The sequence below is a fragment of the Streptomyces sp. NBC_00016 genome (assembly GCF_045040885.1).
GTDB classification, from domain to species: Bacteria; Actinomycetota; Actinomycetes; order Streptomycetales; family Streptomycetaceae; genus Streptomyces; species Streptomyces coriariae.
Map to the genome: position 1 here is coordinate 5,910,752 of NZ_CP108304.1, position 22,909 is coordinate 5,933,660.

General features: G+C 68.4%; 17 protein-coding genes and 3 rRNA genes. 9 read left to right on the forward strand and 11 right to left on the reverse strand.

Features of this window, described 5'->3' with window-relative positions:
* Window positions 1-507: 507 nt before the first annotated feature.
* From OG933_RS26245 to rrf, 3 genes are all read left to right on the forward strand, one after another.
* Window positions 508-2,033, forward strand: a 16S ribosomal RNA gene (locus OG933_RS26245).
* Window positions 2,034-2,357: 324 nt separating this feature from the next.
* Window positions 2,358-5,479 (forward strand): 23S ribosomal RNA (locus tag OG933_RS26250).
* Window positions 5,480-5,569: 90 nt separating this feature from the next.
* Window positions 5,570-5,686 (forward strand): 5S ribosomal RNA (gene rrf / locus OG933_RS26255).
* Together the 16S, 23S and 5S rRNA genes form the textbook arrangement of a ribosomal RNA operon.
* A gap of 101 nt (window positions 5,687-5,787) precedes the next feature.
* Here rrf and OG933_RS26260 read toward each other — a convergent pair.
* The 5 genes from OG933_RS26260 to OG933_RS26280 are packed head-to-tail and all read right to left on the reverse strand — an operon-like array spanning window position 5,788 to window position 11,494.
* On the reverse strand, window positions 5,788-7,098 hold the full coding sequence (locus tag OG933_RS26260) for a DUF58 domain-containing protein (protein ID WP_362522664.1): 1,311 nt from the start codon (window positions 7,096-7,098) through the stop codon (window positions 5,788-5,790).
* The gene (locus OG933_RS26265) at window positions 7,098-8,087 is read right to left on the reverse strand and encodes a MoxR family ATPase (protein ID WP_020133026.1); all 990 of its coding nucleotides are present in this window, start codon (window positions 8,085-8,087) and stop codon (window positions 7,098-7,100) included. The genes OG933_RS26260 and OG933_RS26265 overlap by 1 nt, the downstream gene beginning before the upstream one ends.
* Window positions 8,087-9,283 carry a DUF4350 domain-containing protein gene (locus OG933_RS26270; protein WP_405629151.1) on the reverse strand — a complete coding sequence of 399 codons (1,197 nt, stop codon included), beginning with the start codon at window positions 9,281-9,283 and terminating at the stop codon, window positions 8,087-8,089. The genes OG933_RS26265 and OG933_RS26270 overlap by 1 nt, the downstream gene beginning before the upstream one ends.
* A complete protein-coding gene (locus OG933_RS26275) occupies window positions 9,280-10,095 on the reverse strand; it encodes a DUF4129 domain-containing protein (RefSeq protein WP_405629152.1) in 816 nt (271 codons plus the stop codon). Before OG933_RS26275 ends, OG933_RS26270 begins: the two co-directional genes overlap by 4 nt.
* A gap of 4 nt (window positions 10,096-10,099) precedes the next feature.
* Window positions 10,100-11,494 (reverse strand): glycerophosphoryl diester phosphodiesterase membrane domain-containing protein, encoded by a 1,395-nt coding sequence (locus OG933_RS26280; RefSeq protein WP_405629153.1) that lies wholly within the window; start codon window positions 11,492-11,494, stop codon window positions 10,100-10,102.
* Window positions 11,495-11,634: 140 nt separating this feature from the next.
* Between OG933_RS26280 and mtnA the strand changes: the two genes are divergently transcribed.
* Window positions 11,635-12,786 carry an S-methyl-5-thioribose-1-phosphate isomerase gene (mtnA, locus tag OG933_RS26285; RefSeq protein ID WP_020133030.1) on the forward strand — a complete coding sequence of 384 codons (1,152 nt, stop codon included), beginning with the start codon at window positions 11,635-11,637 and terminating at the stop codon, window positions 12,784-12,786.
* A gap of 94 nt (window positions 12,787-12,880) precedes the next feature.
* On the opposite strand, the gene OG933_RS26290 is transcribed toward mtnA, so the two are convergent.
* Together OG933_RS26290 and OG933_RS26295 are read right to left on the reverse strand one after the other, a co-directional pair.
* Complete coding sequence (locus OG933_RS26290) at window positions 12,881-13,747, reverse strand: GNAT family N-acetyltransferase (RefSeq protein WP_405629154.1); 867 nt, start codon at window positions 13,745-13,747, stop codon at window positions 12,881-12,883.
* 610 nt (window positions 13,748-14,357) lie between these two features.
* On the reverse strand, window positions 14,358-15,017 hold the full coding sequence (locus tag OG933_RS26295; RefSeq protein WP_405629155.1) for an MSMEG_1061 family FMN-dependent PPOX-type flavoprotein: 660 nt from the start codon (window positions 15,015-15,017) through the stop codon (window positions 14,358-14,360).
* A gap of 236 nt (window positions 15,018-15,253) precedes the next feature.
* Here OG933_RS26295 and OG933_RS26300 point away from each other — a divergent pair, with 236 nt between their 5' ends.
* The gene (locus OG933_RS26300) at window positions 15,254-15,460 is read left to right on the forward strand and encodes a hypothetical protein (RefSeq protein WP_362270948.1); all 207 of its coding nucleotides are present in this window, start codon (window positions 15,254-15,256) and stop codon (window positions 15,458-15,460) included.
* A 35-nt stretch (window positions 15,461-15,495) separates the two neighbouring features.
* Here the strand turns inward: OG933_RS26300 and OG933_RS26305 are convergent, their stop codons facing one another.
* From OG933_RS26305 to OG933_RS26315, 3 genes are all read right to left on the reverse strand, one after another.
* Entirely contained in the window at window positions 15,496-15,702 is a 207-nt protein-coding gene (locus tag OG933_RS26305; protein ID WP_362522658.1) for a hypothetical protein, read from the reverse strand.
* A gap of 62 nt (window positions 15,703-15,764) precedes the next feature.
* Window positions 15,765-15,998 carry a hypothetical protein gene (locus tag OG933_RS26310; RefSeq protein ID WP_142264615.1) on the reverse strand — a complete coding sequence of 78 codons (234 nt, stop codon included), beginning with the start codon at window positions 15,996-15,998 and terminating at the stop codon, window positions 15,765-15,767.
* Between the two features lie 60 nt (window positions 15,999-16,058).
* Entirely contained in the window at window positions 16,059-16,766 is a 708-nt protein-coding gene (locus tag OG933_RS26315) for a hypothetical protein (protein WP_405629156.1), read from the reverse strand.
* Window positions 16,767-16,934: 168 nt separating this feature from the next.
* On the opposite strand from OG933_RS26315, the gene OG933_RS26320 reads away from it, so the two are divergent.
* Complete coding sequence (locus OG933_RS26320) at window positions 16,935-17,495, forward strand: potassium channel family protein (protein ID WP_362522655.1); 561 nt, start codon at window positions 16,935-16,937, stop codon at window positions 17,493-17,495.
* Window positions 17,496-17,514: 19 nt separating this feature from the next.
* Here OG933_RS26320 and OG933_RS26325 read toward each other — a convergent pair whose 3' ends face one another.
* Window positions 17,515-17,646 carry a hypothetical protein gene (locus OG933_RS26325; protein WP_405629157.1) on the reverse strand — a complete coding sequence of 44 codons (132 nt, stop codon included), beginning with the start codon at window positions 17,644-17,646 and terminating at the stop codon, window positions 17,515-17,517.
* Between the two features lie 409 nt (window positions 17,647-18,055).
* Here OG933_RS26325 and mtrA point away from each other — a divergent pair, with 409 nt between their 5' ends.
* The 3 genes from mtrA to OG933_RS26340 are packed head-to-tail and all read left to right on the forward strand — an operon-like array spanning window position 18,056 to window position 22,815.
* On the forward strand, window positions 18,056-18,745 hold the full coding sequence (gene mtrA, locus OG933_RS26330) for a two-component system response regulator MtrA (protein ID WP_187281934.1): 690 nt from the start codon (window positions 18,056-18,058) through the stop codon (window positions 18,743-18,745).
* 1 nt (window position 18,746) lies between these two features.
* Entirely contained in the window at window positions 18,747-20,981 is a 2,235-nt protein-coding gene (gene mtrB, locus OG933_RS26335) for an MtrAB system histidine kinase MtrB (RefSeq protein ID WP_362522653.1), read from the forward strand.
* Complete coding sequence (locus OG933_RS26340; RefSeq protein ID WP_405629159.1) at window positions 20,971-22,815, forward strand: LpqB family beta-propeller domain-containing protein; 1,845 nt, start codon at window positions 20,971-20,973, stop codon at window positions 22,813-22,815. The genes mtrB and OG933_RS26340 overlap by 11 nt, the downstream gene beginning before the upstream one ends.
* The last annotated feature ends 94 nt before the right edge of the window (window positions 22,816-22,909 follow it).

Genomic DNA, 22,909 nt, shown 5'->3' on the forward strand with positions numbered 1-22,909 from the left:
TGGGGAGGTAGATTCGAACAGTTGCCTGGAACTGGACAGAGTCCGGTCGGCAGCGGTTAGTATCTGTCAGCCTCGCGAATCGCTAGATTCCACCGAGGCACCCCCGATAAGTCGGAAAATGAATGGCCGGTCAGACCGGCCAAGAACTTCTGATAAAGTCGGAACCGCCGGAAAGGAAACCGCGAAACAAAAGCGGGAACCTGGAAAGCACCGAGGAAATCGGGTCGAGAAAAGATCTGATAGAGTCGGAAACGCAAGACCGAAGGGAAGCGCCCGGAGGAAAGCCTGAGAGAGTCTCTCGGGTGAGTACAAAGGAAGCGTCCGTTCCTTGAGAACTCAACAGCGTGCCAAAAATCAACGCCAGATATGTTGATACCCCGTCCCCGGCAGTGATAGCCGAGGATGAGGTTCCTTTGAAACAAAACACAGCGAGGACGCTGTGAACGGCCGGGCTTATTCCGCCTGGCTGTTCCGCTCTCGTGGTGTCGTCCCGATTACGGGAAAACATTCACGGAGAGTTTGATCCTGGCTCAGGACGAACGCTGGCGGCGTGCTTAACACATGCAAGTCGAACGATGAACCACTTCGGTGGGAATTAGTGGCGAACGGGTGAGTAACACGTGGGCAATCTGCCCTTCACTCTGGGACAAGCCCTGGAAACGGGGTCTAATACCGGATAATACTTCCACTCGCATGGGTGGGGGTTAAAAGCTCCGGCGGTGAAGGATGAGCCCGCGGCCTATCAGCTTGTTGGTGAGGTAATGGCTCACCAAGGCGACGACGGGTAGCCGGCCTGAGAGGGCGACCGGCCACACTGGGACTGAGACACGGCCCAGACTCCTACGGGAGGCAGCAGTGGGGAATATTGCACAATGGGCGAAAGCCTGATGCAGCGACGCCGCGTGAGGGATGACGGCCTTCGGGTTGTAAACCTCTTTCAGCAGGGAAGAAGCGAAAGTGACGGTACCTGCAGAAGAAGCGCCGGCTAACTACGTGCCAGCAGCCGCGGTAATACGTAGGGCGCAAGCGTTGTCCGGAATTATTGGGCGTAAAGAGCTCGTAGGCGGTCTGTCACGTCGGATGTGAAAGCCCGGGGCTTAACCCCGGGTCTGCATTCGATACGGGCAGACTAGAGTGTGGTAGGGGAGATCGGAATTCCTGGTGTAGCGGTGAAATGCGCAGATATCAGGAGGAACACCGGTGGCGAAGGCGGATCTCTGGGCCATTACTGACGCTGAGGAGCGAAAGCGTGGGGAGCGAACAGGATTAGATACCCTGGTAGTCCACGCCGTAAACGGTGGGAACTAGGTGTTGGCGACATTCCACGTCGTCGGTGCCGCAGCTAACGCATTAAGTTCCCCGCCTGGGGAGTACGGCCGCAAGGCTAAAACTCAAAGGAATTGACGGGGGCCCGCACAAGCAGCGGAGCATGTGGCTTAATTCGACGCAACGCGAAGAACCTTACCAAGGCTTGACATACACCGGAAACGTCTGGAGACAGGCGCCCCCTTGTGGTCGGTGTACAGGTGGTGCATGGCTGTCGTCAGCTCGTGTCGTGAGATGTTGGGTTAAGTCCCGCAACGAGCGCAACCCTTGTTCTGTGTTGCCAGCATGCCCTTCGGGGTGATGGGGACTCACAGGAGACTGCCGGGGTCAACTCGGAGGAAGGTGGGGACGACGTCAAGTCATCATGCCCCTTATGTCTTGGGCTGCACACGTGCTACAATGGCCGGTACAAAGAGCTGCGAAACCGTGAGGTGGAGCGAATCTCAAAAAGCCGGTCTCAGTTCGGATTGGGGTCTGCAACTCGACCCCATGAAGTCGGAGTTGCTAGTAATCGCAGATCAGCATTGCTGCGGTGAATACGTTCCCGGGCCTTGTACACACCGCCCGTCACGTCACGAAAGTCGGTAACACCCGAAGCCGGTGGCCCAACCCCTTGTGGGAGGGAGCTGTCGAAGGTGGGACTGGCGATTGGGACGAAGTCGTAACAAGGTAGCCGTACCGGAAGGTGCGGCTGGATCACCTCCTTTCTAAGGAGCACTTCTAAGCCTGTCCCTTCGGGGGCCGGTTCAGAGGCCAGTACATCGGCGTACGTCCGATGCTGGTTGCTCATGGGTGGAACGTTGATTATTCGGTCCGGTTCACGGGCCGGAGGCTGCAAGTACTGTCCGTAAGGGCGTGGAAAGCATGATCTCCGGACGCGACCGGGTCGGGCACGCTGTTGGGTATCTGAGGGTGCGAGCGTTTGCTCGTCCTTCTGATGCCGGCCCCAGTGCACTCGGATCCGTTAAGGGTTCGGGGTGATGGGTGGCTGGTCGTTGTTTGAGAACTGCACAGTGGACGCGAGCATCTGTGGCCAAGTTTTTAAGGGCGCACGGTGGATGCCTTGGCACCAGGAACCGATGAAGGACGTGGGAGGCCACGATAGTCCCCGGGGAGTCGTCAACCAGGCTTTGATCCGGGGGTTTCCGAATGGGGAAACCCGGCAGTCGTCATGGGCTGTCACCCGCTGCTGAACACATAGGCAGTGTGGAGGGAACGCGGGGAAGTGAAACATCTCAGTACCCGCAGGAAGAGAAAACAACCGTGATTCCGGGAGTAGTGGCGAGCGAAACCGGATGAGGCCAAACCGTATACGTGTGAGACCCGGCAGGGGTTGCGTGTACGGGGTTGTGGGATCTCTCTTTCACAGTCTGCCGGCTGTGAGACGAGTCAGAAACCGTTGATGTAGGCGAAGGACATGCGAAAGGTCCGGCGTAGAGGGTAAGACCCCCGTAGTCGAAACGTCAACGGCTCGTTTGAGAGACACCCAAGTAGCACGGGGCCCGAGAAATCCCGTGTGAATCTGGCGGGACCACCCGCTAAGCCTAAATATTCCCTGGTGACCGATAGCGGATAGTACCGTGAGGGAATGGTGAAAAGTACCGCGGGAGCGGAGTGAAATAGTACCTGAAACCGTGTGCCTACAAGCCGTGGGAGCGTCGCGCATTGAGTTTACTCAATGCGTCGTGACTGCGTGCCTTTTGAAGAATGAGCCTGCGAGTTTGCGGTGTGTTGCGAGGTTAACCCGAGTGGGGAAGCCGTAGCGAAAGCGAGTCCGAATAGGGCGTTTCAGTAGCACGCTCAAGACCCGAAGCGGAGTGATCTAGCCATGGGCAGGTTGAAGCGGAGGTAAGACTTCGTGGAGGACCGAACCCACCAGGGTTGAAAACCTGGGGGATGACCTGTGGTTAGGGGTGAAAGGCCAATCAAACTCCGTGATAGCTGGTTCTCCCCGAAATGCATTTAGGTGCAGCGTCGTGTGTTTCTTGCCGGAGGTAGAGCACTGGATAGGCGATGGGCCCTACCGGGTTACTGACCTTAGCCAAACTCCGAATGCCGGTAAGTGAGAGCGCGGCAGTGAGACTGTGGGGGATAAGCTCCATGGTCGAGAGGGAAACAGCCCAGAGCATCGACTAAGGCCCCTAAGCGTACGCTAAGTGGGAAAGGATGTGGAGTCGCACAGACAACCAGGAGGTTGGCTTAGAAGCAGCCACCCTTGAAAGAGTGCGTAATAGCTCACTGGTCTAGTGATTCCGCGCCGACAATGTAGCGGGGCTCAAGCGTACCGCCGAAGTCGTGTCATTCATACAATAGGGCCAACGCCTGTATGGATGGGTAGGGGAGCGTCGTGTGCCGGGTGAAGCAGCCGCGGAAGCGAGTTGTGGACGGTTCACGAGTGAGAATGCAGGCATGAGTAGCGATACACACGTGAGAAACGTGTGCGCCGATTGACTAAGGGTTCCTGGGTCAAGCTGATCTGCCCAGGGTAAGTCGGGACCTAAGGCGAGGCCGACAGGCGTAGTCGATGGATAACCGGTTGATATTCCGGTACCCGCTGTGAAGCGTCAAACATTGAACCAGGCGATGCTAAGTCCGTGAAGCCGTTCCGGACCCTTCGGGGAAAGGAAAGTGGTGGAGCCGACGAACCAGACTTGCAGTAGGTGAGTGATGGGGTGACGCAGGAAGGTAGTCCATCCCGGGCGGTGGTTGTCCCGGGGTAAGGGTGTAGGACGAACGGTAGGCAAATCCGCCGTTCACATAGTCTGAGACCTGATGCCGAGCCGATTGTGGCGAAGTGGATGATCCTATGCTGTCGAGAAAAGCCTCTAGCGAGTTTCATGGCGGCCCGTACCCTAAACCGACTCAGGTGGTCAGGTAGAGAATACCGAGGCGTTCGGGTGAACTATGGTTAAGGAACTCGGCAAAATGCCCCCGTAACTTCGGGAGAAGGGGGCCACGTCTGGTGAGAGCACTTGCTGCTCGAGCTGGGGGTGGCCGCAGAGACCAGCGAGAAGCGACTGTTTACTAAAAACACAGGTCCGTGCGAAGCCGTAAGGCGATGTATACGGACTGACGCCTGCCCGGTGCTGGAACGTTAAGGGGACCGGTTAGTCACTCTTCGGGGTGGCGAAGCTGAGAACTTAAGCGCCAGTAAACGGCGGTGGTAACTATAACCATCCTAAGGTAGCGAAATTCCTTGTCGGGTAAGTTCCGACCTGCACGAATGGCGTAACGACTTCTCGACTGTCTCAACCATAGGCCCGGTGAAATTGCACTACGAGTAAAGATGCTCGTTTCGCGCAGCAGGACGGAAAGACCCCGGGACCTTTACTACAGTTTGATATTGGTGTTCGGTTCGGCTTGTGTAGGATAGGTGGGAGACTTTGAAACGTGGACGCCAGTTCACGGTGAGTCGCCGTTGAAATACCACTCTGGTCGTGCTGGATGTCTAACCTGGGTCCGTGATCCGGATCAGGGACAGTGTCTGATGGGTAGTTTAACTGGGGCGGTTGCCTCCTAAAGAGTAACGGAGGCGCCCAAAGGTTCCCTCAGCCTGGTTGGCAATCAGGTGTTGAGTGTAAGTGCACAAGGGAGCTTGACTGTGAGACCGACGGGTCGAGCAGGGACGAAAGTCGGGACTAGTGATCCGGCGGTGGCTTGTGGAAGCGCCGTCGCTCAACGGATAAAAGGTACCCCGGGGATAACAGGCTGATCTTCCCCAAGAGTCCATATCGACGGGATGGTTTGGCACCTCGATGTCGGCTCGTCGCATCCTGGGGCTGGAGTCGGTCCCAAGGGTTGGGCTGTTCGCCCATTAAAGCGGTACGCGAGCTGGGTTTAGAACGTCGTGAGACAGTTCGGTCCCTATCCGCTGCGCGCGCAGGAATATTGAGAAGGGCTGTCCCTAGTACGAGAGGACCGGGACGGACGAACCTCTGGTGTGCCAGTTGTTCTGCCAAGGGCATGGCTGGTTGGCTACGTTCGGGAGGGATAACCGCTGAAAGCATCTAAGCGGGAAGCCTGCTTCGAGATGAGTATTCCCACCCCCTTGAGGGGTTAAGGCTCCCAGTAGACGACTGGGTTGATAGGCCGGATGTGGAAGCCCAGTAATGGGTGAAGCTGACTGGTACTAATAGGCCGAGGGCTTGTCCTCAGTTGCTCGCGTCCACTGTGTTGGTTCTGAAACCACGAACGGCCCCATGCCATGGTCACGGCATGGTGCGGCTGGACAGTTTCATAGTGTTTCGGTGGTCATAGCGTGAGGGAAACGCCCGGTTACATTCCGAACCCGGAAGCTAAGCCTTACAGCGCCGATGGTACTGCAGGGGGGACCCTGTGGGAGAGTAGGACACCGCCGAACAAATATTACGGGAAACCCCCGCACCTCACGGTGCGGGGGTTTTCTGCGTTTGGGGCATGATGTGTTTTGGCGGGCTCTCTTCCAAGAGAGCCCTTTTGTTTTTATAGGCGGCCCGCTGCCTTGAGTGCCAGGTAGGCGTCCGCGAGTGCGGGGGCCAGTTGGTCCGGCGTTGCGTCGACGACGGTGACGCCGTGCCGGCGGAGTTGGTCGGCTGTGCGATGACGTTCTGTCTGGGCCTGGGCTGCCGCCGCTGCCTCGTACACCGCCTCGGCGTTGCCGCGGGAAGCGGCCATTTGGGCGATGTGGGGGTCGGCGACCGATGCCACCAGGACCGTATGGCGCTGGGTGAGCTGTGGGAGGACGGGGAGGAGGCCCTCCTCGACCGGGGCGGCGTCCAGCGTGGTCATGAGGACGATGAGGGAGCGTCGGGGCGCCGTACGGAGGGCTGTGGCGGTGAGGCCACGGGCGTTCGTCTCGACGAGTTCGGGTTCGAGGGTGGCCATGGCGTTGACCAGGGACGGGAGGACGTCGCGCGCTGTTCGGCCCTGGACCAGGGCGCGTACTCGGCGGTCGTAGGCGAGGAGGTCGACTCGGTCGCCGGCGCGGGACGCGAGCGCGGCGAGAAGCAGTGCCGCGTCCATGGAGGAGTCGAGGCGGGGAGCATCGCCGACCCGGCCTGCAGAGGTGCGGCCGGTGTCCAGGACGAGGAGGATGTGGCGGTCGCGCTCGGGGCGCCAGGTGCGGACCGCGACCGAGGAGTGACGGGCTGTGGCGCGCCAGTCGATGGAGCGGGTGTCGTCGCCGGGAACGTATTCGCGCAGGCTGTCGAATTCCGTGCCTTCCCCGCGGGTGAGGACGCTGGTGCGGCCGTCCAGTTCGCGTAGGCGGGCCAGTTTCGACGGGAGGTGCTTGCGGCTGGTGAATGCAGGCAGGACGCGTACGGTCCAGGGGACCTTGTGGGTTCCTTGGCGGGAGAAGAGGCCGAGGGGGCCGTAGGAGCGGATCGTGATGCGGTCGGTCTGATGGTCGCCGCGGCGGGTGGGGTGCAGGCGGGTGGTGATGCGGCGGCGTTCGCCGGGCGGGACCGTCAGGTGGTGGCGGGATGCCTCCGTCTCGGTTCCTGGTTGCCAGCTGCTGGGGGGCCAGGCGTCGCGGAGGTGGGCGCGCAGGGGGCGGCGGGACGGGTTGGTGACGGTGAGGGTGATGTCCGCCGGGTCGCCGAGGCGGGCGGAGGTGTCGCCGGAGCGGGTCAGGCCCAGTCGGCGTACCGGGGCGGCCAGGGCGAAGTCGCAGGCGCAGGCCAGGGCCAGGGGGGCGTTGACGGCGAGGATGCCCGCCCAGCCGGCGTCCCAGATGCCGACGGGGAGGGAACCGAGAGCCGCGAGGAGTGCGGTGCGTCCGGTGAGCGCCATCAGCGGGGTACGGGGACGTGGGTGAGGATCGCGTTGATGACGGAGTCGGCCGTCACGCCTTCCATCTCGGCTTCCGGGCGGAGCTGCACGCGGTGGCGGAGGGTGGGGAGGGCGAGGGCTTTGACGTCGTCGGGGATGACGTAGTCGCGGCCGGTGAGCCAGGCCCATGCGCGTGCGGTGGCGAGGAGGGCGGTCGCGCCCCGGGGGGAGACGCCCAGGGTGAGGGACGGGGATTCCCGGGTGGCGCGGCAGATGTCGACCACGTAGGCCGTGATCTCGGGGGAGATCGTCGTCTTGGCGACGGCGGCGCGGGCCGCTTCGAGGTCGGCCGGTCCTGCGACGGGGCGTACGCCGGCGGCGTGCAGGTCGCGCGGGTTGAAGCCGTCGGCGTGGCGGGTGAGGACGTCGATCTCCTCCTGGCGGGAGGGGAGCGGGATCGTCAGTTTGAGGAGGAAGCGGTCCAGTTGGGCTTCGGGCAGGGGGTAGGTGCCCTCGTACTCGACGGGGTTCTGGGTCGCCGCTACCAGGAACGGGTCGGGGAGCAGGCGTGGGGTGCCGTCGACCGTGACCTGGCGTTCCTCCATGGCCTCGAGGAGGGAGGACTGGGTTTTCGGCGGGGTGCGGTTGATCTCGTCTGCGAGGAGGAGGTTGGTGAAGACCGGGCCGGGCTGGAAGGAGAACTCGGCGGTGCGGGTGTCGTAGACGAGGGAGCCGGTGATGTCGCTGGGCATGAGGTCGGGGGTGAACTGGACGCGCTTGGTGTCGAGTTCGAGTGCGGAGGCGAGGGCGCGGACGAGCAGGGTCTTGGCCACTCCGGGGACTCCTTCGAGGAGAACGTGTCCGCGGCAGAGGAGGGCGACGACAAGGCCTGTCACGGCGGGGTCCTGGCCGACCACGGCCTTGGAGATCTCGGCCCGCAGGGCCTCCAGGGAGGCGCGGGCGCGGCCCGGGTCCCCGGTGTTCCCGGCGTTGTCAGTGGTCGGGTCCATCATGGACGGCGTACCTCTCTTTCGAGGGCGTCGAGTTGGTCGGCGAGCGCGATCAGGGCCGCGTCGTCGCCCGGCGGTGGGCCGAAGAGGAGCGAGTGCAGGGACTGTCCGTCGCCGTGGAGGTGGGCGGACAGGGCGGGGACGAGTGCCTCGGGCGCGTGCGCCTGGGTGACGGCGACGCCCAGGAGGGGGGCGAGGCGGGTGCGGGTGGTGGAGCGAAGAGCGGCGGCCGCACGGTCGCGGGCGTTGGCTTTGCGGTAGAGGCGGGCGCGGCCTTCGACGGTTTCGGAGGCGCGGATCGCCACGGGGAGTTTCTCGGGCACGAGGGGGCCGAGTCGGCGTGCCCGCCAGAGGGCGGCGAGGGCTGCCGCGACGAACAGCTGGAGTGTGCCCCAGAGCCAGCCGCCGGGGAGCAGGTCGAAGAAGCTTTTTTCCTCGTCCTGGTCGATGGCTGAGGTGTCGGAGAGCGAGGGGAGGTACCAGACCAGATGGCCGCGGGAGCCGAGGAGTTGGAGGGCGAGCGAGGCGTTGCCCTCTTCGTCGAGGCGGTTGTTGTAGAGGATGTCGGGTGCGCCGAGGACCACGGTGTCGCCGTCGCCGGAGGTGTCCGGGATGCGCAGCAGGGTGGCCAGGCGTTCGCTGGGGTAGCACTTGTCGGCGTCGAGATGGCGGGTGGTGTAGCGGATGCCGCCGGTCTGCGCGGTGCCGGCGCGGCGGGCGGCGGGCAGCGCGCAGTCGGGGGAGAGCGCGGAGCCGCGGCTGTTGGCGGGGTCCGCGGTCACGCCGGGAGCGAGGGTTCCCACGGACCAGCCGCTGGGGGCGACGAGGACGGTGCGGCCGCCCGAGCCGGCGATCGCCGAGTGCAGGTCTTGCTGTTGACGTTCCGCCAGGAGGTCCGGGGCGGTGACGAGGAGCGTGGTGTCGGGGCGCGCCGCGGCGCGGGCCTCGGCCAGGGTGGTGACGACGCGGGTGGACACGCCGCGGTCGGCGAGGAGTTCGGCTGTCGCGCGGCTGCCGTAGGGGTCGGCGGAGCGTGGGTCGAGGGCGCCGTGGCGGGCGTCGGACTGCAGCGCGGCGAGCGTGACGGCCCCGGCCAGGAGCAGCACGAGCGCGAGCGTGACGCCTCGCGCGCGGGTCCACAGCCGCAGGGCGGTGGGCGAGGCCGAGGTGGACGGGAGCGTGGCCTCGGTCGTCATTCGGCGACTCCCCGGCGGGCGGTGTGGGCCGCGGTGTCGGTGCTGCTCGCCGTCAGCTGGGGCTTGGTGCGTTCCAGGTCGAGGTCGAGTTCGGCCATGCGCCCGTACGACTGCTGGGTGGCGCGGCGGCCGCCGTATGTCACGTCGTCGAAGTCGCGGGCGGCGGCGCGGAGTCGGTCCGTGTGGGCGGGCAGGGTGCGGCCGGCGTCGGCGGCGGCCTCGTCGGCCGTGCGGCCGGGGCGGGTGTCGAGGAGGGCGCGTTCCTCGAGGGAGCGGACGATGGCGCGCATGCGTTCCTGGACGGCCTGGTTCCAGTGGCCCTGGGCGGCGTGTGCCTCGGCGGCCGCGCGGTGTTCGGCGGCGCTGCGGGGACGGTCGTCGAAGAGGGCGGCGGTGGATGTGGGCCGGCGGCGCGGGGAGCCCAGGCGCCACCACAGGGCACCCACGACGGCCGCCATGGCCAGGATGACGACCAGCAGGCCGAGTGTCCCGCCGGGAGTGGCGGTCGAGGCGGTGTCGAACAGGTCGCCGATCCAGTCCCAGAGGGTGTCCAGGGCGCGTTGGAACAGGCTGGGGTCGTTCTGGTGGTACAGGTCCTTGGACAGTTCACGGCGGGCCGCCTCCCGCGCGGGGTCGCGCGGGACGGTGAGCGGCGGCTGGTCGTCCGAGCGGGCGGACAGGGACAGCACGGCTGCGTCCCCCGCCCGCAGCAGGGCTGCCACGGCCCTGTCGGCGACGCCGGGCAGCGGTGCCGCTACGGGCAGGGTGCCCGGGAGCGGTACCGCTGTGAGAACTCCCCCCGCCAGGCTCACCGCATCAACTCCCCGGGGTCGTGCCGGGGACGGAGGTGCCGTAGTCCTGGAGGCCCGCGGCGCGGGCCAGGTCGAGGTCGAGGGCCTCGCGGCGGATGCGCTGGTCGACGTAGAGGAGCACGGTGACGCCCGCCGAGATCGGGAAGGTGATCATGGAGCCGATGACCGAACCGATGCCGCTGATGATCAGGTAGGTCCAGCCGTAGTCGCTGCTCGCGTCGACCATGCCGCTGATGCCCCCGTCGCTCACGGCGGCACCGAGGAGGGCGAACGGGACGACGACGATCGTCGCGACGACGTTCGCGATGATCAGGGCGAGCACCTGGATGCCGAAGACCCGCCACCAGGAGCCGCGGGTGAGTTTCGCGGAACGGCCGAGCGCCTTCTTGATGCTCTGCTTCTCCAGCATCAGCGCGGGCGAGGCGAGGGAGAGGCGGATCAGCAGCCACAGCACCAGGACGATCGAACCGAGGATGCCGAAGGCCTTGAGGGCGGCCCCCGCGTCGGAGCTTCCGGCGGCGCTCACGAGGATGCCCGGCAGCAGGCATACGAGGACGATGGCGGCGGCGATGAGCATCAGCAGGAAGATCAGGCCGAACAGCTTGAGCACCTGGGAGCGGGCGTCGCGCCAGGCCTCGCCGAGGGTGACCGGTTTGCCGAGCACCGCCCGGCTGGTGACGGCGGTGAGCAGGGCGGTCGCCGTGATGGTGCCGATGAGGGTGATGACGAGGACGGGGCCGGAGGCGCGCATGGCGTCGCCCATGGCGTTGAGCTGCTCGTCGGCGGTGGCGCTCGGGTCGCCGAGCGCGTTCGTGTCCGTGGCGGAGTCCAGGATGAGGCCCTGCAACAGGACGACGAAGACCTGGGTGACGACGGCGACGGTCAGCGAGATGCCCAGGACCGTGCGCCAGTAGGTGCGCATCGTGGCGACGGCGCCGTCGAGGATCTCGCCCACGGCGAGCGGGCGCAGCGGGATCACGCCGGGCTTCGCCGCGGGCGGGGGGCCGCCCCAGCCGGCGCCCCAGCCGCCGGGAGCGCCGTAACCGCCGTAGCCGCCCTGTCCGGGGCCCGCGGGGCCGCCGGGGTATGCGCCGCCGGGTCCGGCGGGCGGGTAGGCGCCCCAGCCGGGTCCCGGCGGCGGAGGCGGTGGGGGCGGCGGGGTCTGGCCCGCGTCGCGGCCCGGGTTCGGGGCGCCTGCGGGCGCGGACCACTGGCCGGGGCCGGGCGGCGGCTGTTCCTTGGACCACTTCGTGCCGGGGCCCTGCGGGTTCGCGTCCGGCTGGTCCGCGGGCTGGGCACCGGCGGGGCGGTCCGTGGGCTCGGCGGGGTGGGACGCGCCGGGCTCCTGTCCGTCGGACGGGGCGGATCCGGGCGAGGCCCAGCCCGGAGAGTCTTTCATCGTCGCTCCTTCACGGTGCCCGTCCGCGGTCGCGGCGGCAGGTTGGGAGCCATCGTGCCATGGGGTGCTCATCGGTTGACCGGCCGCGGTATGGGCTGCACACCTTCAATTGTCCGCCGGATCGGGGGCAGACTGACCGCATGGCTGATCAGTACGCGCATTCCGGCGAGGACAAGCGGCCGGCCGAGATACCTGCGATCCGTTGGGAGGAGCTGCCGGAAGGTCCCGTGCTGGTCCTTCTCGACCAGACGAGACTGCCGGCAGAGGAAGTCGAACTGGTGTGTACGGACGCGTCCGCGCTGGTCGAGGCGATCCGGTCGCTGGCCGTGCGCGGGGCGCCGTTGCTCGGGATCGCCGGGGCGTACGGTGTCGCGCTCGCCGCCGCGCGCGGGTTCGACGTGGACGAGGCCGCGAACGCGCTCGCGGGCGCCCGCCCCACCGCGGTGAACCTGTCGGTCGGTGTGCGCCGGGCCCGGGCCGCGTACCGGACGGAACTCGCCGACGGCGGCGATCCGGCGCAGGGCGCGCAGGCCGCGCTGGCGGCCGCGCGGCAGCTCCACCGGGAGGACGCCGAGGCCAGCGTCCGGATGGCCGGGCACGGGCTGACGCTCCTCGACGAGCTGCTGCCGGGCGGCGGGCATCGTGTCCTCACGCACTGCAACACCGGCGCGCTGGTGTCGGGCGGGGAGGGGACGGCGTTCGCGGTGGCGCTCGCGGCGCACCGGGTGGGCCGGCTTCGCCGGTTGTGGGTGGACGAGACGCGTCCGCTGCTCCAGGGGGCCCGCCTCACGGCGTACGAAGCGGCCCGCAACGGCATGGCGTACACCTTGCTGACGGACAACGCGGCGGGCTCGCTGTTCGCGGCGGGGGAGGTGGACGCGGTGCTGATCGGGGCTGATCGCATCGCGGCCGACGGGTCGGTGGCGAACAAGGTGGGGAGCTACCCGCTCGCGGTGCTGGCGCGGTACCACCATGTGCCGTTCATCGTGGTGGCGCCGGTGACGACGGTGGACCTGGAGACGCCGGACGGGGCGTCCATCGAGGTGGAGCAGCGCCCCGGGTTCGAGGTGACGGAGGCCATGGCGGCCCAGGCGCCGGTGACGGGAGCGGGTGGCGGGATTCCGGTGGCGCCGCTGGGGACCCAGGCGTACAACCCCGCGTTCGACGTGACGCCGCCCGAGCTGGTGACGGCGATCGTCACGGAGGAGGGCGTGGCCTCGCCGGTGACGGCCGACGCGCTTGCGGAGCTGTGTGGCAGGGCGCGCCGGGGAGAGGCGGGGGCGGCTCTCTGATCGCCCGTCGATCACCCGTCGATCACCCTTCGGTCGGTCGTCGGTCACCTGTCGGTCGGCCGTCGGCCCGCCGACAGGTGAGCCGGGCCCGGGTCTATGAGCGGGCGGGCTGGTCGGCGATCAGGAGGGTGGTGCCCGCCGCGCGGAAGCCGAGGCGGGCGTAGATGCGGGCGACGGTCTCCTCCGCGTAGGCGAGGAAGATCGTCTCGACGCCGTGGGTGCGGGCGTGGGCGACCAGGCCCGCTGTCACGGCGGCGGCCAGTCCCTGGCGGCGGGCGGAGGGAAGGGTGCCGACGCCGCCGATCTCCGTGGCGGCGGTTGCCGGGTGGTAGTGGCCGGTGGCCAGGGGGGTGCCGTCCGGGGCGAGGGCGGCGACGAGGGTCTTGTGCCCGGCGCGGATCGTGACGCTCACCGCGGCCACCGTGCCGTCCACGGTGAGCGCCTCGGCCAGCCTCGACAGCTCCGCCCGGTCCGACGGGCCCGCCGTGAGGCCGGGCTGCGCCGTGGGGGGCTCCTTGGCGAAGGCCAGGCGCGGGAGGGCGAGGGCCGCGGGCAGGACGGGGTCGTCCGCGGTCAGCGCGCGCAGTGTCACGCCGTCCGGCAGGGGCTGCGGAGGCAGCGGGTGCTGGGGCGGCAGCACCATCAGCGGCCGTCGCAGCACCAGGAGGCCGGCGGCCTCGATCCGGGCCCGCAGCGCGGGTGCCGACTCGGCCAGCCATTCGAACGCCTCCGGCACACCGAGCTCACGCTGCCGGGCGCGCACCCGGGCGATGTCGGCGGCGCCCACGGGGGCCGCGCCGGTGGGCTGGGCGTGGCTCGGGCCGCCGTAGTACGGGGCGCCGGGCTCCTTCCGTACGAACAGGCGCAGGGGGCCGAAGTCCTCGGCGTCGGCGAACAGCAGGGGCACGGTGGCGTAGTACCGCTCGATGCGGTCACGCAGCGGGTCGCTCATGCGGCGCATCCCACCACCGGACGGGGTCGCGCCGCACGCAGATTTCCCGCGAGGACCGCTGTCGGCGCGGGCAGCGGCACTGGCAGCGGCGCCGGAGGGCGGGGGTGGGTAGTGACCGGCCCGTACGACCATCGTCACTGGCCGGTGACCCTGCCACCTGCCCCCTGCCCCCTGCCACCTGCCCCCTGCCACCTGCCCCCTGCCCCCTGCTCACCTGACTGTCCTTCACCGTCGTGAGAACGGGATGCTCCCGGCCTTCAACGGAGTCGACGAGCTTGGTCTCGCTACGGGGCAGGTTGATGTCTTCGGCGATGGCAGCCGTGAGAGCCGCTGAGAGGGCCCGCAGTGCCCGCTCGGCGGCATGGCCCCTTCGTTCTGTGCGAGCGCCTGTTCGGCGCCGCTCAGTTCCTTGACGCCCAGCCTGACCATGACCTTGGAGCCCAGACGCGGGCGTAGGTGGTGCCGCACGGCCGTCTCGTGGGCCCGGTAGCTCTTCGGCGCGGCATCCCGGTCGTACGTGTACAGCGACGCGCTCCACCTTGATGCCCTGGAGAGCTTGGGGCGTGCCGGGGGCCGGGGGTTCGGGCAGCTGGTGGTTCAGCGATCGCAGGGCGGTCCGTTACTCGTACCGGTACTTCAGCGAGTCCGCCTCCGCCTGCTCGATGTCGGCGATCGTCAGCTCCGGCAACCGCAGTTGGGCCAGCGTCACCTCGGCCGAGGCCGGCTGCGCGTCCGCCGACAGCCACTCCTCCGGCTTCCAGGCCCCGCTGCGCAGCAGCGACTTGGGGCAGTGCGGGTAGACCTCCTCGATCCCCACCACCAATGCACTGGCCGACGGTTTGCCCACGGCGGTCAGCTGCGACAGCAGCTCTGGGCGGGTGGAGACGCAGGCCCGGCCGTTCACTCTGAGCGTCGTGGTGCGCCCCGGAATGACGAACAGCAGCCCGGCCCGTCCGGTGGCGATGACGTTCTGCAGGGTGTCCAGACGCTTGTTGCCGGTCGCGTCCGGTATCGCCACCGTCCGTTCGTCCAGGACGGCGACGAACCCGGCGGGGCCGCCGCGCGGGGAGACGTCGCAGTTGCCCTCGGCATCCGCGCTGGCGACCAGGACCAGCGATGAGCAGCCGATCAACCGCCGGGTCTGCTCGGTGAGTTCGGTCATCTGTTTCCGCACGGCCGCGTCGCCGGGGAGTTCGTAGACCCGGCGCAACGCCTCCTGGTCGGGCACGGCGTCGAGGCGAAGCGAGTCGAAGGCACTGCCGGCAAGGTGGGTCGTCATGCCTCCGACCCTAGTGGGACCGACCTGCGATCGATCTTGGTCGGTGAGTGTGGGCGCCGAGGGCGGGATGCCGTACGCGTGCGCCTGCAGGCGCACCTTTTGCGGGGCGGAGTGGATCCGCCCTGTCGCCGTGCCTCAACCGTGCCCGGCAGGCCGGGGAGTCATGGGGAACCGTGATGTGTCAGCAGGGTCGGTTCGCCCAGTAGGACTCCACAACCGCACGGTAGCGTGACGCCATGGATGCCCCTCGGATCAAGGTGTACGGCTCAGCCACCGAAATCACCATTGCGGCCAACGCGGCCGGACTGCGGGACCTCGCGGAGCGGCTCACCGGTCTCGCTGATCCCGAGCTCCGAGACGGCTATCACGAACATCTCGACGGTGGCATCGATCTTGAGGACGGGTCGGTCAGCCTGATCCTGGAGCGGGACGACAAGGTGTAGAGCCGCGGTGGCCCGTTGAAGGCCGGCGCGATGCGTCAGCTGTTCGGCTCAGGGCGCCAGTGCTCAGGCCCGGCGCCACGCCAGTCGATCCAGGGCGCATCCCGCACCTCGGTCGGGTCGATCTCCAGCCCGGCGCGCCGGAGGAACTCCGCGACGTCGACGACGCTGTGCGCCACCCCGAGCATCTCGCCGTCCACGCGAACGCGACGGCCACCCGTGGGGGAGGGCGGATGCACGGTCACGCGGCTCGGTCCGGAAGCGTCCCCAGGGTCGTCCGGGAGGTGCGGGCCCGCGTTCCTGTATGTCATCCGGTCAGCCGCCGGCGTACATCGGCTGCCGAGTCGCCCAGGTGCCGCAGTTCCCGCCACGCTGAGGGGCTGGGACGCCGTTGCTGCCAATAAGGGTGGTAGAGCACCTGAGCAGACAGTCGACGCAGGCGCCGCCGCAGCTCGGTGCGACCGGGCCTGGCAGCGAGCTGCCGGTAGGTGGCGCTCCACTCCTGCTGTGCTTGGACGAGATCGTCGGGGAACGGTCGCATGACGAAATTCAATCATGTGTTCGATTTTCTGCGCCAGCCGACACCGCCGACGGCCGGGGTTCAGGCGGGCCGCTCGTCCTGGGACGGTTCCGGAGCGATGAGGGCGGCGGGGGCGAGTACCCAGAGCAGGGCTCGGCCGGTCAGTGGTGTGGTGGCGATCAAGGTCAGGTAGATCTCGGCGAGCGAACCGTCACCGGTGAAGACGTCGAGGTCTTCGGACAGCCGCGACAGCAGGTAGATGACGGCGTCCACGATGAGCCACGAGGCCAGGTTCGCGCCGATCCACCAGGCCCAGCGGCTGGTCACCTTGCGCAGGACGAGTGACTGGGACAGCCCGAGCAGGGGGCCGAGTGCCAGGCTCTGACTGGCGGCGAGGAGGTAGGCCGTCGACATGTCGTTGTCGGTGTCCTGGGCGCTGATCACCGCAGGCATGATGACCAGGAGCCAGGCCAGCAGGGCCGGGCCGATGTTGGCGGTGATCCACACCTTGCGGGGGATGGGCACCCGCTGTCGGACGACCAGCCATTGCAGAGCTCCCAGGACACCTCCGAACAGCGCGGCCCCCAGGGTGGCGACCAAGAGCGCGATCACGACGTGGTGGCTGGAGACTTCCAGGTGGAGGGCGTCGTCACCCAGCAGTGCCAGCAGGAAACCAGCGGTCAGGACGATGACGAAGGCGATCGTGTTGTACGCGATCCACTGCCAGTACAGGCGGGAGTCCCAGCCGCTCGGTGACGTCGTCGCACGGCGGGAGCCAGAAGCGGCCATCGCGTACTCCTCCGGTTTCGGCTGCCCTCCGGTGTGACGGCCCGCCATCCCGGTGACCACACGGTGCGCCGGGGTGCGCCTGCCGTCCGGTGTCCGGGGCGGCGGGAAGGCTGGCCCAGGAGCCGACGCGGCAGCGCGGGCCGCGGGATCGGGTGCATCGGGGGAAGCGTGGACGGAACACCGCGTAGGAGCCGCCGGGAGTCGAGGCGCGCCGTCGTACGTTCGCTGCTCAGCGCCGCCTTCCTCGTCGCTGTCTACTACCTGTTGCCGCTCGATTCGGCCTTCACCGCCGGTACGGTCCTCGGCCTTGTCGGCGGCATCGTCGCCGTGGCACTGCTCCTGTCCTGGCAGATCCGGAAGATCTCCCTGTCCCAGCGGCCCGAACTGCGGGCCGTGGAAGCCCTGGGGACGACGCTTCCGCTCTATCTGCTCTTGTTCGCGACGACGTACTTCCTGATGGATCACAGCGCGCCGGACAGCTTCAGCGAGCCGCTGTCGAGATCCGACGCGCTGTACTTCACCGTGACCGTGTTCAGCACGGTTGGTTTCGGCGACATCAGCCCGCGCAGCGAACCGGCCCGGCTGCTGGCCACGGGACAGATGACGATGAACCTGCTGCTGGTCGGCCTCGCGGTCCGGCTCCTGGTGTCGGCTGTCGAGCAGGGCAGAAGCCGCCAGGACGCCCCGGAAGCCGAGGGCCGGAGCGGCGGAACGCCGGGCGCACCATGACCGCTGTGGGCTGTTCCCTTCAGCTCCCGGCCTCGCTCCCGGCCTCGCTCCCGGCCTCGATCCCGGCCTCGCTCCCGGCCTCGCTCCCGGCCTCGGCCACCGCGATGGCGATGCCGAGCGCTGCGGTGAGGTTGCCCGCTGCCGTCATCACACGGGGACCGAGGTGTCGGATGCTGTGGACATGCTGAATGGCCTCCCTGTGGCGCCGACGACGCCGAGAGGGTGTGCGCGGCGGAGGCGGACGGAAACGGGCATCCGCGGGCGCCACGTCCTAGTTCAACCGTAGGAGCGTTACGGGCGGCGCGCGCGTGGGGGCTCCCTGCCCGGCTCACTCCGGCCACTCGGAGCCGTCGCCGTCGTCACGTGACGGCTGCGAGACGATTCCTCTGAGTCACGACGTCCGTGCGACGAGTCGCCGCGAGTCGCCTGTCCGGACCGCCTGACATCAGTGCTGACATCGACGTCGGAGGACCGGGGCAGACAGTGACCGCCCCGTACGACTATCGTCACTGGCCGGTGAGCCTTCTCACCTGCGCCGCCTTCACTGTTATGAGAATGGGATGATGTCGTTTATGAAGGGACGAGTCCTTGTCGTCGACGACGACACCGCACTGGCCGAGATGCTCGGCATTGTGCTGCGTGGTGAAGGTTTTGAGCCGTCTTTCGTGGCCGACGGTGACAAGGCGCTGGCCGCTTTCCGTGAGGCGAAGCCCGACCTGGTGCTGCTGGACCTGATGCTGCCCGGCCGGGACGGCATCGAGGTGTGCCGCCTGATCAGGGCGGAGTCCGGGGTGCCGATCGTGATGCTCACGGCGAAGAGCGACACCGTCGACGTCGTCGTCGGACTGGAGTCCGGCGCCGACGACTACATCGTGAAGCCGTTCAAGCCGAAGGAGCTGGTCGCCCGGATCCGGGCCCGGCTGCGGAGGTCCGAAGAGCCGGCGCCGGAACAGCTCGCCATCGGCGACCTCGTCATCGACGTGGCCGGTCACTCCGTGAAGCGGGAAGGCCAGTCGATCGCGCTGACGCCGCTGGAGTTCGACCTGCTGGTCGCGCTGGCACGCAAACCCTGGCAGGTGTTCACCCGCGAGGTCCTCCTCGAGCAGGTGTGGGGCTACCGGCACGCCGCCGACACCCGCCTGGTGAACGTGCACGTACAGCGGCTGCGCTCCAAGGTCGAGAAGGACCCCGAGCGGCCGGAGATCGTGGTGACCGTCCGTGGTGTCGGATACAAGGCAGGACCGAGCTGACATGTCCGGAGACAGTGCCGCTTCGGCCCCCGGTCGCTCCGGGGCCCGTCCGGAGCGGCCTGTCGGCCGTAGGACGCCGGGTTCACGCTTCGCACGCCTCCTCGAAGGGGGCCTGTTGCAGGGCGGGGTGCAGGGCAGCCCCGTCCTGAGGCTGCTGCTGCGCTGGGTGCGCAGGCCGCTGCTGCCCGTCATGCGGCTGTGGCGGCGCAACATCCAGCTCAAGGTCGTCGTCACGACACTGCTGATGTCGCTGGGCGTCGTCCTGCTGCTGGGCTTCGTCGTCATCGGCCAGGTGCGCAACGGGCTCCTGGACGCCAAGGTGAAGGCGTCCCAGAGCCAGGCCACCGGCGGATTCGCCGTGGCCAAGCAGAAGGCCGACGAGGCCGCCAGCGCGGCCGCCGCCGACGGGACGCCGGCCGACGGCGGCGCCTCGCAGAACGTCATCGAATGGATGAGCGAGCTCGTGCTGTCGCTGTCCAGTGGCGGCCAGGGCGCCTTCGACGTGGTCACCCTGCCCCCCGGCGACGTCAGCGGCGTCGCCCGCGGGCCGCGCGCCTCCGGCTTCGTCGACCCCGACAAGAGCGTCCCGGAGAAACTGCGCGAGCAGGTCTACAGCAGCACCGGTGCGGCCCAGAGCTACTCCCGGATCATCTACCTCAACGACAAGGAATCCCAGCCGGCCCTGGTCATCGGCAAGCAGGTCAACGACCCCAACGGCGATCCGTACGAGCTGTACTACCTCTTCCCGCTCACCCAGGAGGAGAAGTCGCTGAGCCTGGTCAAGGGGACGCTGGCGACCGCCGGGCTGTTCGTCGTCGTCCTCCTCGGGGCCATCGCCTGGCTCGTGGTGCGGCAGGTCGTCACGCCGGTGCGGATGGCCGCCGGGATCGCCGAGCGGCTCTCCGCCGGACGGCTCCAGGAACGGATGAAGGTCACCGGCGAGGACGACATCGCACGCCTCGGTGAGGCCTTCAACAAGATGGCCCAGAACCTCCAGCTGAAGATCCAGCAACTGGAGGACCTGTCGCGGATGCAGCGACGGTTCGTGTCCGACGTCTCGCACGAACTGCGGACGCCGCTGACGACCGTACGCATGGCCGCCGACGTCATCCACGACGCCCGGGTCGACTTCGACCCCATCACCGCGCGGTCCGCCGAACTGCTCGCCGACCAGCTCGACCGGTTCGAGACACTCCTCGCGGACCTGCTGGAGATCAGCCGCTTCGACGCCGGCGCCGCCGCCCTCGAAGCCGAGCCGATCGACCTCAGGGAGGTCGTCCGGCGGGTCGTCAGCGGGGCCGCGCCGCTCGCCGAACGCAAGGGGACGACCGTACGCGTCATCGGCGACCAGCAGCCCGTCGTCGCCGAGGCCGACGCCCGGCGGGTGGAGCGAGTGCTGCGCAACCTGGTGGTCAACGCCGTGGAACACGGCGAGGGCAAGGACGTCATCGTCAAGCTGGCCGCCGCGGGCGGGGCCGTCGCGATCGCCGTGCGCGACTACGGAGTCGGCCTCAAGCCCGGCGAGGCCACCCGTGTCTTCAGCCGGTTCTGGCGCGCCGACCCGGCACGCGCGCGTACCACCGGCGGTACCGGTCTGGGGCTGTCCATCGCCCTGGAGGACGCACGACTGCACGGCGGCTGGCTGCAGGCCTGGGGAGAGCCCGGCGGCGGCTCGCAGTTCCGGCTGACGCTGCCCAGGACCGCCGACGAACCGCTGCGGGGCTCGCCGATACCGCTCGAACCCAAGGACTCCCGCCGCAACCGGGGAGCCCTCGACGACGCCGGTCTGCCGCGCGGCGGCGGCCAGAAGAGCGCGACGGTGCCGGTACAGCCCGCCGGCGAACAGCTGTCGGCCGCACGGAGCCCGCTCACGCCCCGGATGGCCACCTCGGCCCCCACGGCCGACCCGACGGCGCTGCCCGGCAACGGCGCGCGCGTGGTGCCCCGCCCCGCCCCGGGCAGCGGCGGAGGCGGCGGCGGACGCGGGGAGGACGAGCCGCGGGCTGTGGGAGCAGCCGGGGCAGCCGGCACAGGTGGGGCCGCTGGGGAAGCCGGCGCAGGACGCGGCGAGAACCCGGAGCGGACGGAAGCGGCCGGTAGCGGGGGCGTGGCCGGCACCGGTGACGCGGCCGACACGGGTGACACGCGTGAAACGGCACTGAGGGGGACTTCGGACCGGCACAGAGCCGGAGCGGAGGGCTCGAACGAGCAAGGGGAGGCATTTCGTGGGCGCTGAGTGGCGCGAGGGGGGAACCCGGCGCACGCCGGGGCGCGCGGTGGCGTACGCCGCCTGTGGCGTCGTCCTGCTGGCCGGGTGCGCCTCGATGCCCGACAGCGGGGATCTGCGCGGCGTCGAATCCACACCGCGCCAGGACACCCAGGTACGGGTGTTCGCGATGCCGCCCCGGGACGACGCACAGCCACTGGAGATCGTCCAGGGCTTCCTCGAAGCGCTCACCAGCGACGACCCCGGCTACGCGACGGCGCGGCAGTACCTGACCGAGAAAGCCGCCCAGAAATGGGAGCCGGAACGGTCCACGACGGTCCTCACGGACGGGCCGGCGACCGATGCCGGGCCCACCGGGACCCGGGACGACGGTGACGACTACTCGTACACCCTCACCGGCACCCGGGTCGCCACCGTCGACGCACAGCAGTCGTACGCGCCCGCCTCGGGCGACTACGGCCAGGTGGTCCACCTCAGCCGCGACAAGAAGAACGGGCAGTGGCGCATCGACGCCCTCCCCCAGGGCGTCGTCATGGGCAAGTCGGACTTCCAGCGCAACTACGTGTCCGTCAACAAGTACTACTTCGCCTCCAACACCACGGCCGACGGCTCCGACGGTTCCCGACAGCCCATGGCCGTCGCCGACCCCGTCTACGTCCGTGAACGCGTCGATCCGGTGACACAGATGGTGCGCTCCGTGCTCACGGGCCCCACCAGCTGGCTCCGGCCCGTCGTCAGATCCAGCTTCCCCACCGGGACCGCGCTGCCCAAGGGCGTCACCGCACTGACCCCCGACGACCAGAACAAGCTCACCGTCCCGCTGAACGACAAGGCCGCCCACATCGGACAGGGCAAGTGCGACGAGATGGCGGCCCAGCTGCTGTTCTCCCTCCGCAGCCTGGCCCCCGCCGTCGACGAGATCGCGCTGCGCGCGGGCGGCACCCAACTGTGCTCCCTCACCGAGGAACGGGCCGCGGCCGTCGCCGCCCGCGGCTCCGAGACCAACCCCGGCTACCTGTACTTCATCGACGGCCAGCACCGCCTCGAACGGATGACGAGCGGCAGCGGCAACACCAAGGCCGACCCCGTGCCCGGAGCGCTCGGCGACGGCGCCAAGGCACTGCGCTCGGTGGCCGTGTCCCGCGACGAACACAGCGCCGCGGGAGTCGCCCTCGACGGCAAGGCGCTCTACGTCACCTCCACCGTCTCCGGCAGCTCCATCGGCGACCCCGTACTCCAGAGCAAGGGCAAGACGGAGACCGACCGGCTCACCACTCCCAGCTGGGACACCCAGGGCGACCTGTGGGTCGCCGACCGCGACCCCGCCGCGCCTCGGCTGCTCCTGCTGGAGAAGGGCGCCGGCCAGCCGCTGGAGGTGCTCACTCCGGGACTGGACGGCCGTATCAACGCCGTACGGGTGGCCGCCGACGGGGTACGGATCGCGCTCATCGTCGACAAGGGCGGCAAGCAGTCCCTGTTCATCGGCCGGATCGAACGAGGCCCGGGCAACGGCGAGCAGGCGTCCGTGTCGCTCCAGGAACTGCGCTCCGCGACACCGGAGTTGGAACAGGTCACGGCCATGTCGTGGGCCGGGGACAGCCGGCTCGTGGTCGTCGGGCGCGAGGCCGGCGGCGTGCAGCAGGTGCAGTACATGCAGTGCGACGGCTCGGTGCCCGAGGCGGGAACGCTTCCCGGCCTCACGGAGGTCACGAGCATCGCCGCCTCCGAGGACAGCGAGATCCCGCTCTTCGCGACCTCCAAGGAAGGGCTGCTGTGGCTGCCCGGCGGAAGCGGATGGCGGACGCTGAAGGAGACCGCCTCGGCTGCGTTCTACCCCGGGTGATCTTTGCCCCGCCCGGAGCGCGGAGCCCGGAGCGGGGGGAGCGGAGCATGGGGATCGGGGTTTGCGGCGGGGGTGCGGGGCGGCTCGGGCGGCT

Excerpts from the sequence above, each read along its gene's own strand:
- OG933_RS26260 (WP_362522664.1), bottom strand. The coding sequence starts at position 7,098 with ATGGCGCTCACCGGACGCACCGCACTCCTCGCGGCTCTCGGTTCCCTC.
- OG933_RS26265 (WP_020133026.1), bottom strand. The coding sequence starts at position 8,087 with ATGGACCCGACCACTGACAACGCCGGGAACACCGGGGACCCGGGCCGC.
- OG933_RS26270 (WP_405629151.1), bottom strand. The coding sequence starts at position 9,283 with ATGACGACCGAGGCCACGCTCCCGTCCACCTCGGCCTCGCCCACCGCC.
- OG933_RS26280 (WP_405629153.1), bottom strand. The coding sequence starts at position 11,494 with ATGAAAGACTCTCCGGGCTGGGCCTCGCCCGGATCCGCCCCGTCCGAC.
- mtnA (WP_020133030.1), top strand. The coding sequence starts at position 11,635 with ATGGCTGATCAGTACGCGCATTCCGGCGAGGACAAGCGGCCGGCCGAG.
- OG933_RS26290 (WP_405629154.1), bottom strand. The coding sequence starts at position 13,747 with ATGCGCCGCATGAGCGACCCGCTGCGTGACCGCATCGAGCGGTACTAC.
- OG933_RS26295 (WP_405629155.1), bottom strand. The coding sequence starts at position 15,017 with ATGACGACCCACCTTGCCGGCAGTGCCTTCGACTCGCTTCGCCTCGAC.
- OG933_RS26300 (WP_362270948.1), top strand. The coding sequence starts at position 15,254 with ATGGATGCCCCTCGGATCAAGGTGTACGGCTCAGCCACCGAAATCACC.
- OG933_RS26310 (WP_142264615.1), bottom strand. The coding sequence starts at position 15,998 with ATGCGACCGTTCCCCGACGATCTCGTCCAAGCACAGCAGGAGTGGAGC.
- OG933_RS26315 (WP_405629156.1), bottom strand. The coding sequence starts at position 16,766 with ATGGCCGCTTCTGGCTCCCGCCGTGCGACGACGTCACCGAGCGGCTGG.
- mtrA (WP_187281934.1), top strand. The coding sequence starts at position 18,056 with ATGATGTCGTTTATGAAGGGACGAGTCCTTGTCGTCGACGACGACACC.
- mtrB (WP_362522653.1), top strand. The coding sequence starts at position 18,747 with ATGTCCGGAGACAGTGCCGCTTCGGCCCCCGGTCGCTCCGGGGCCCGT.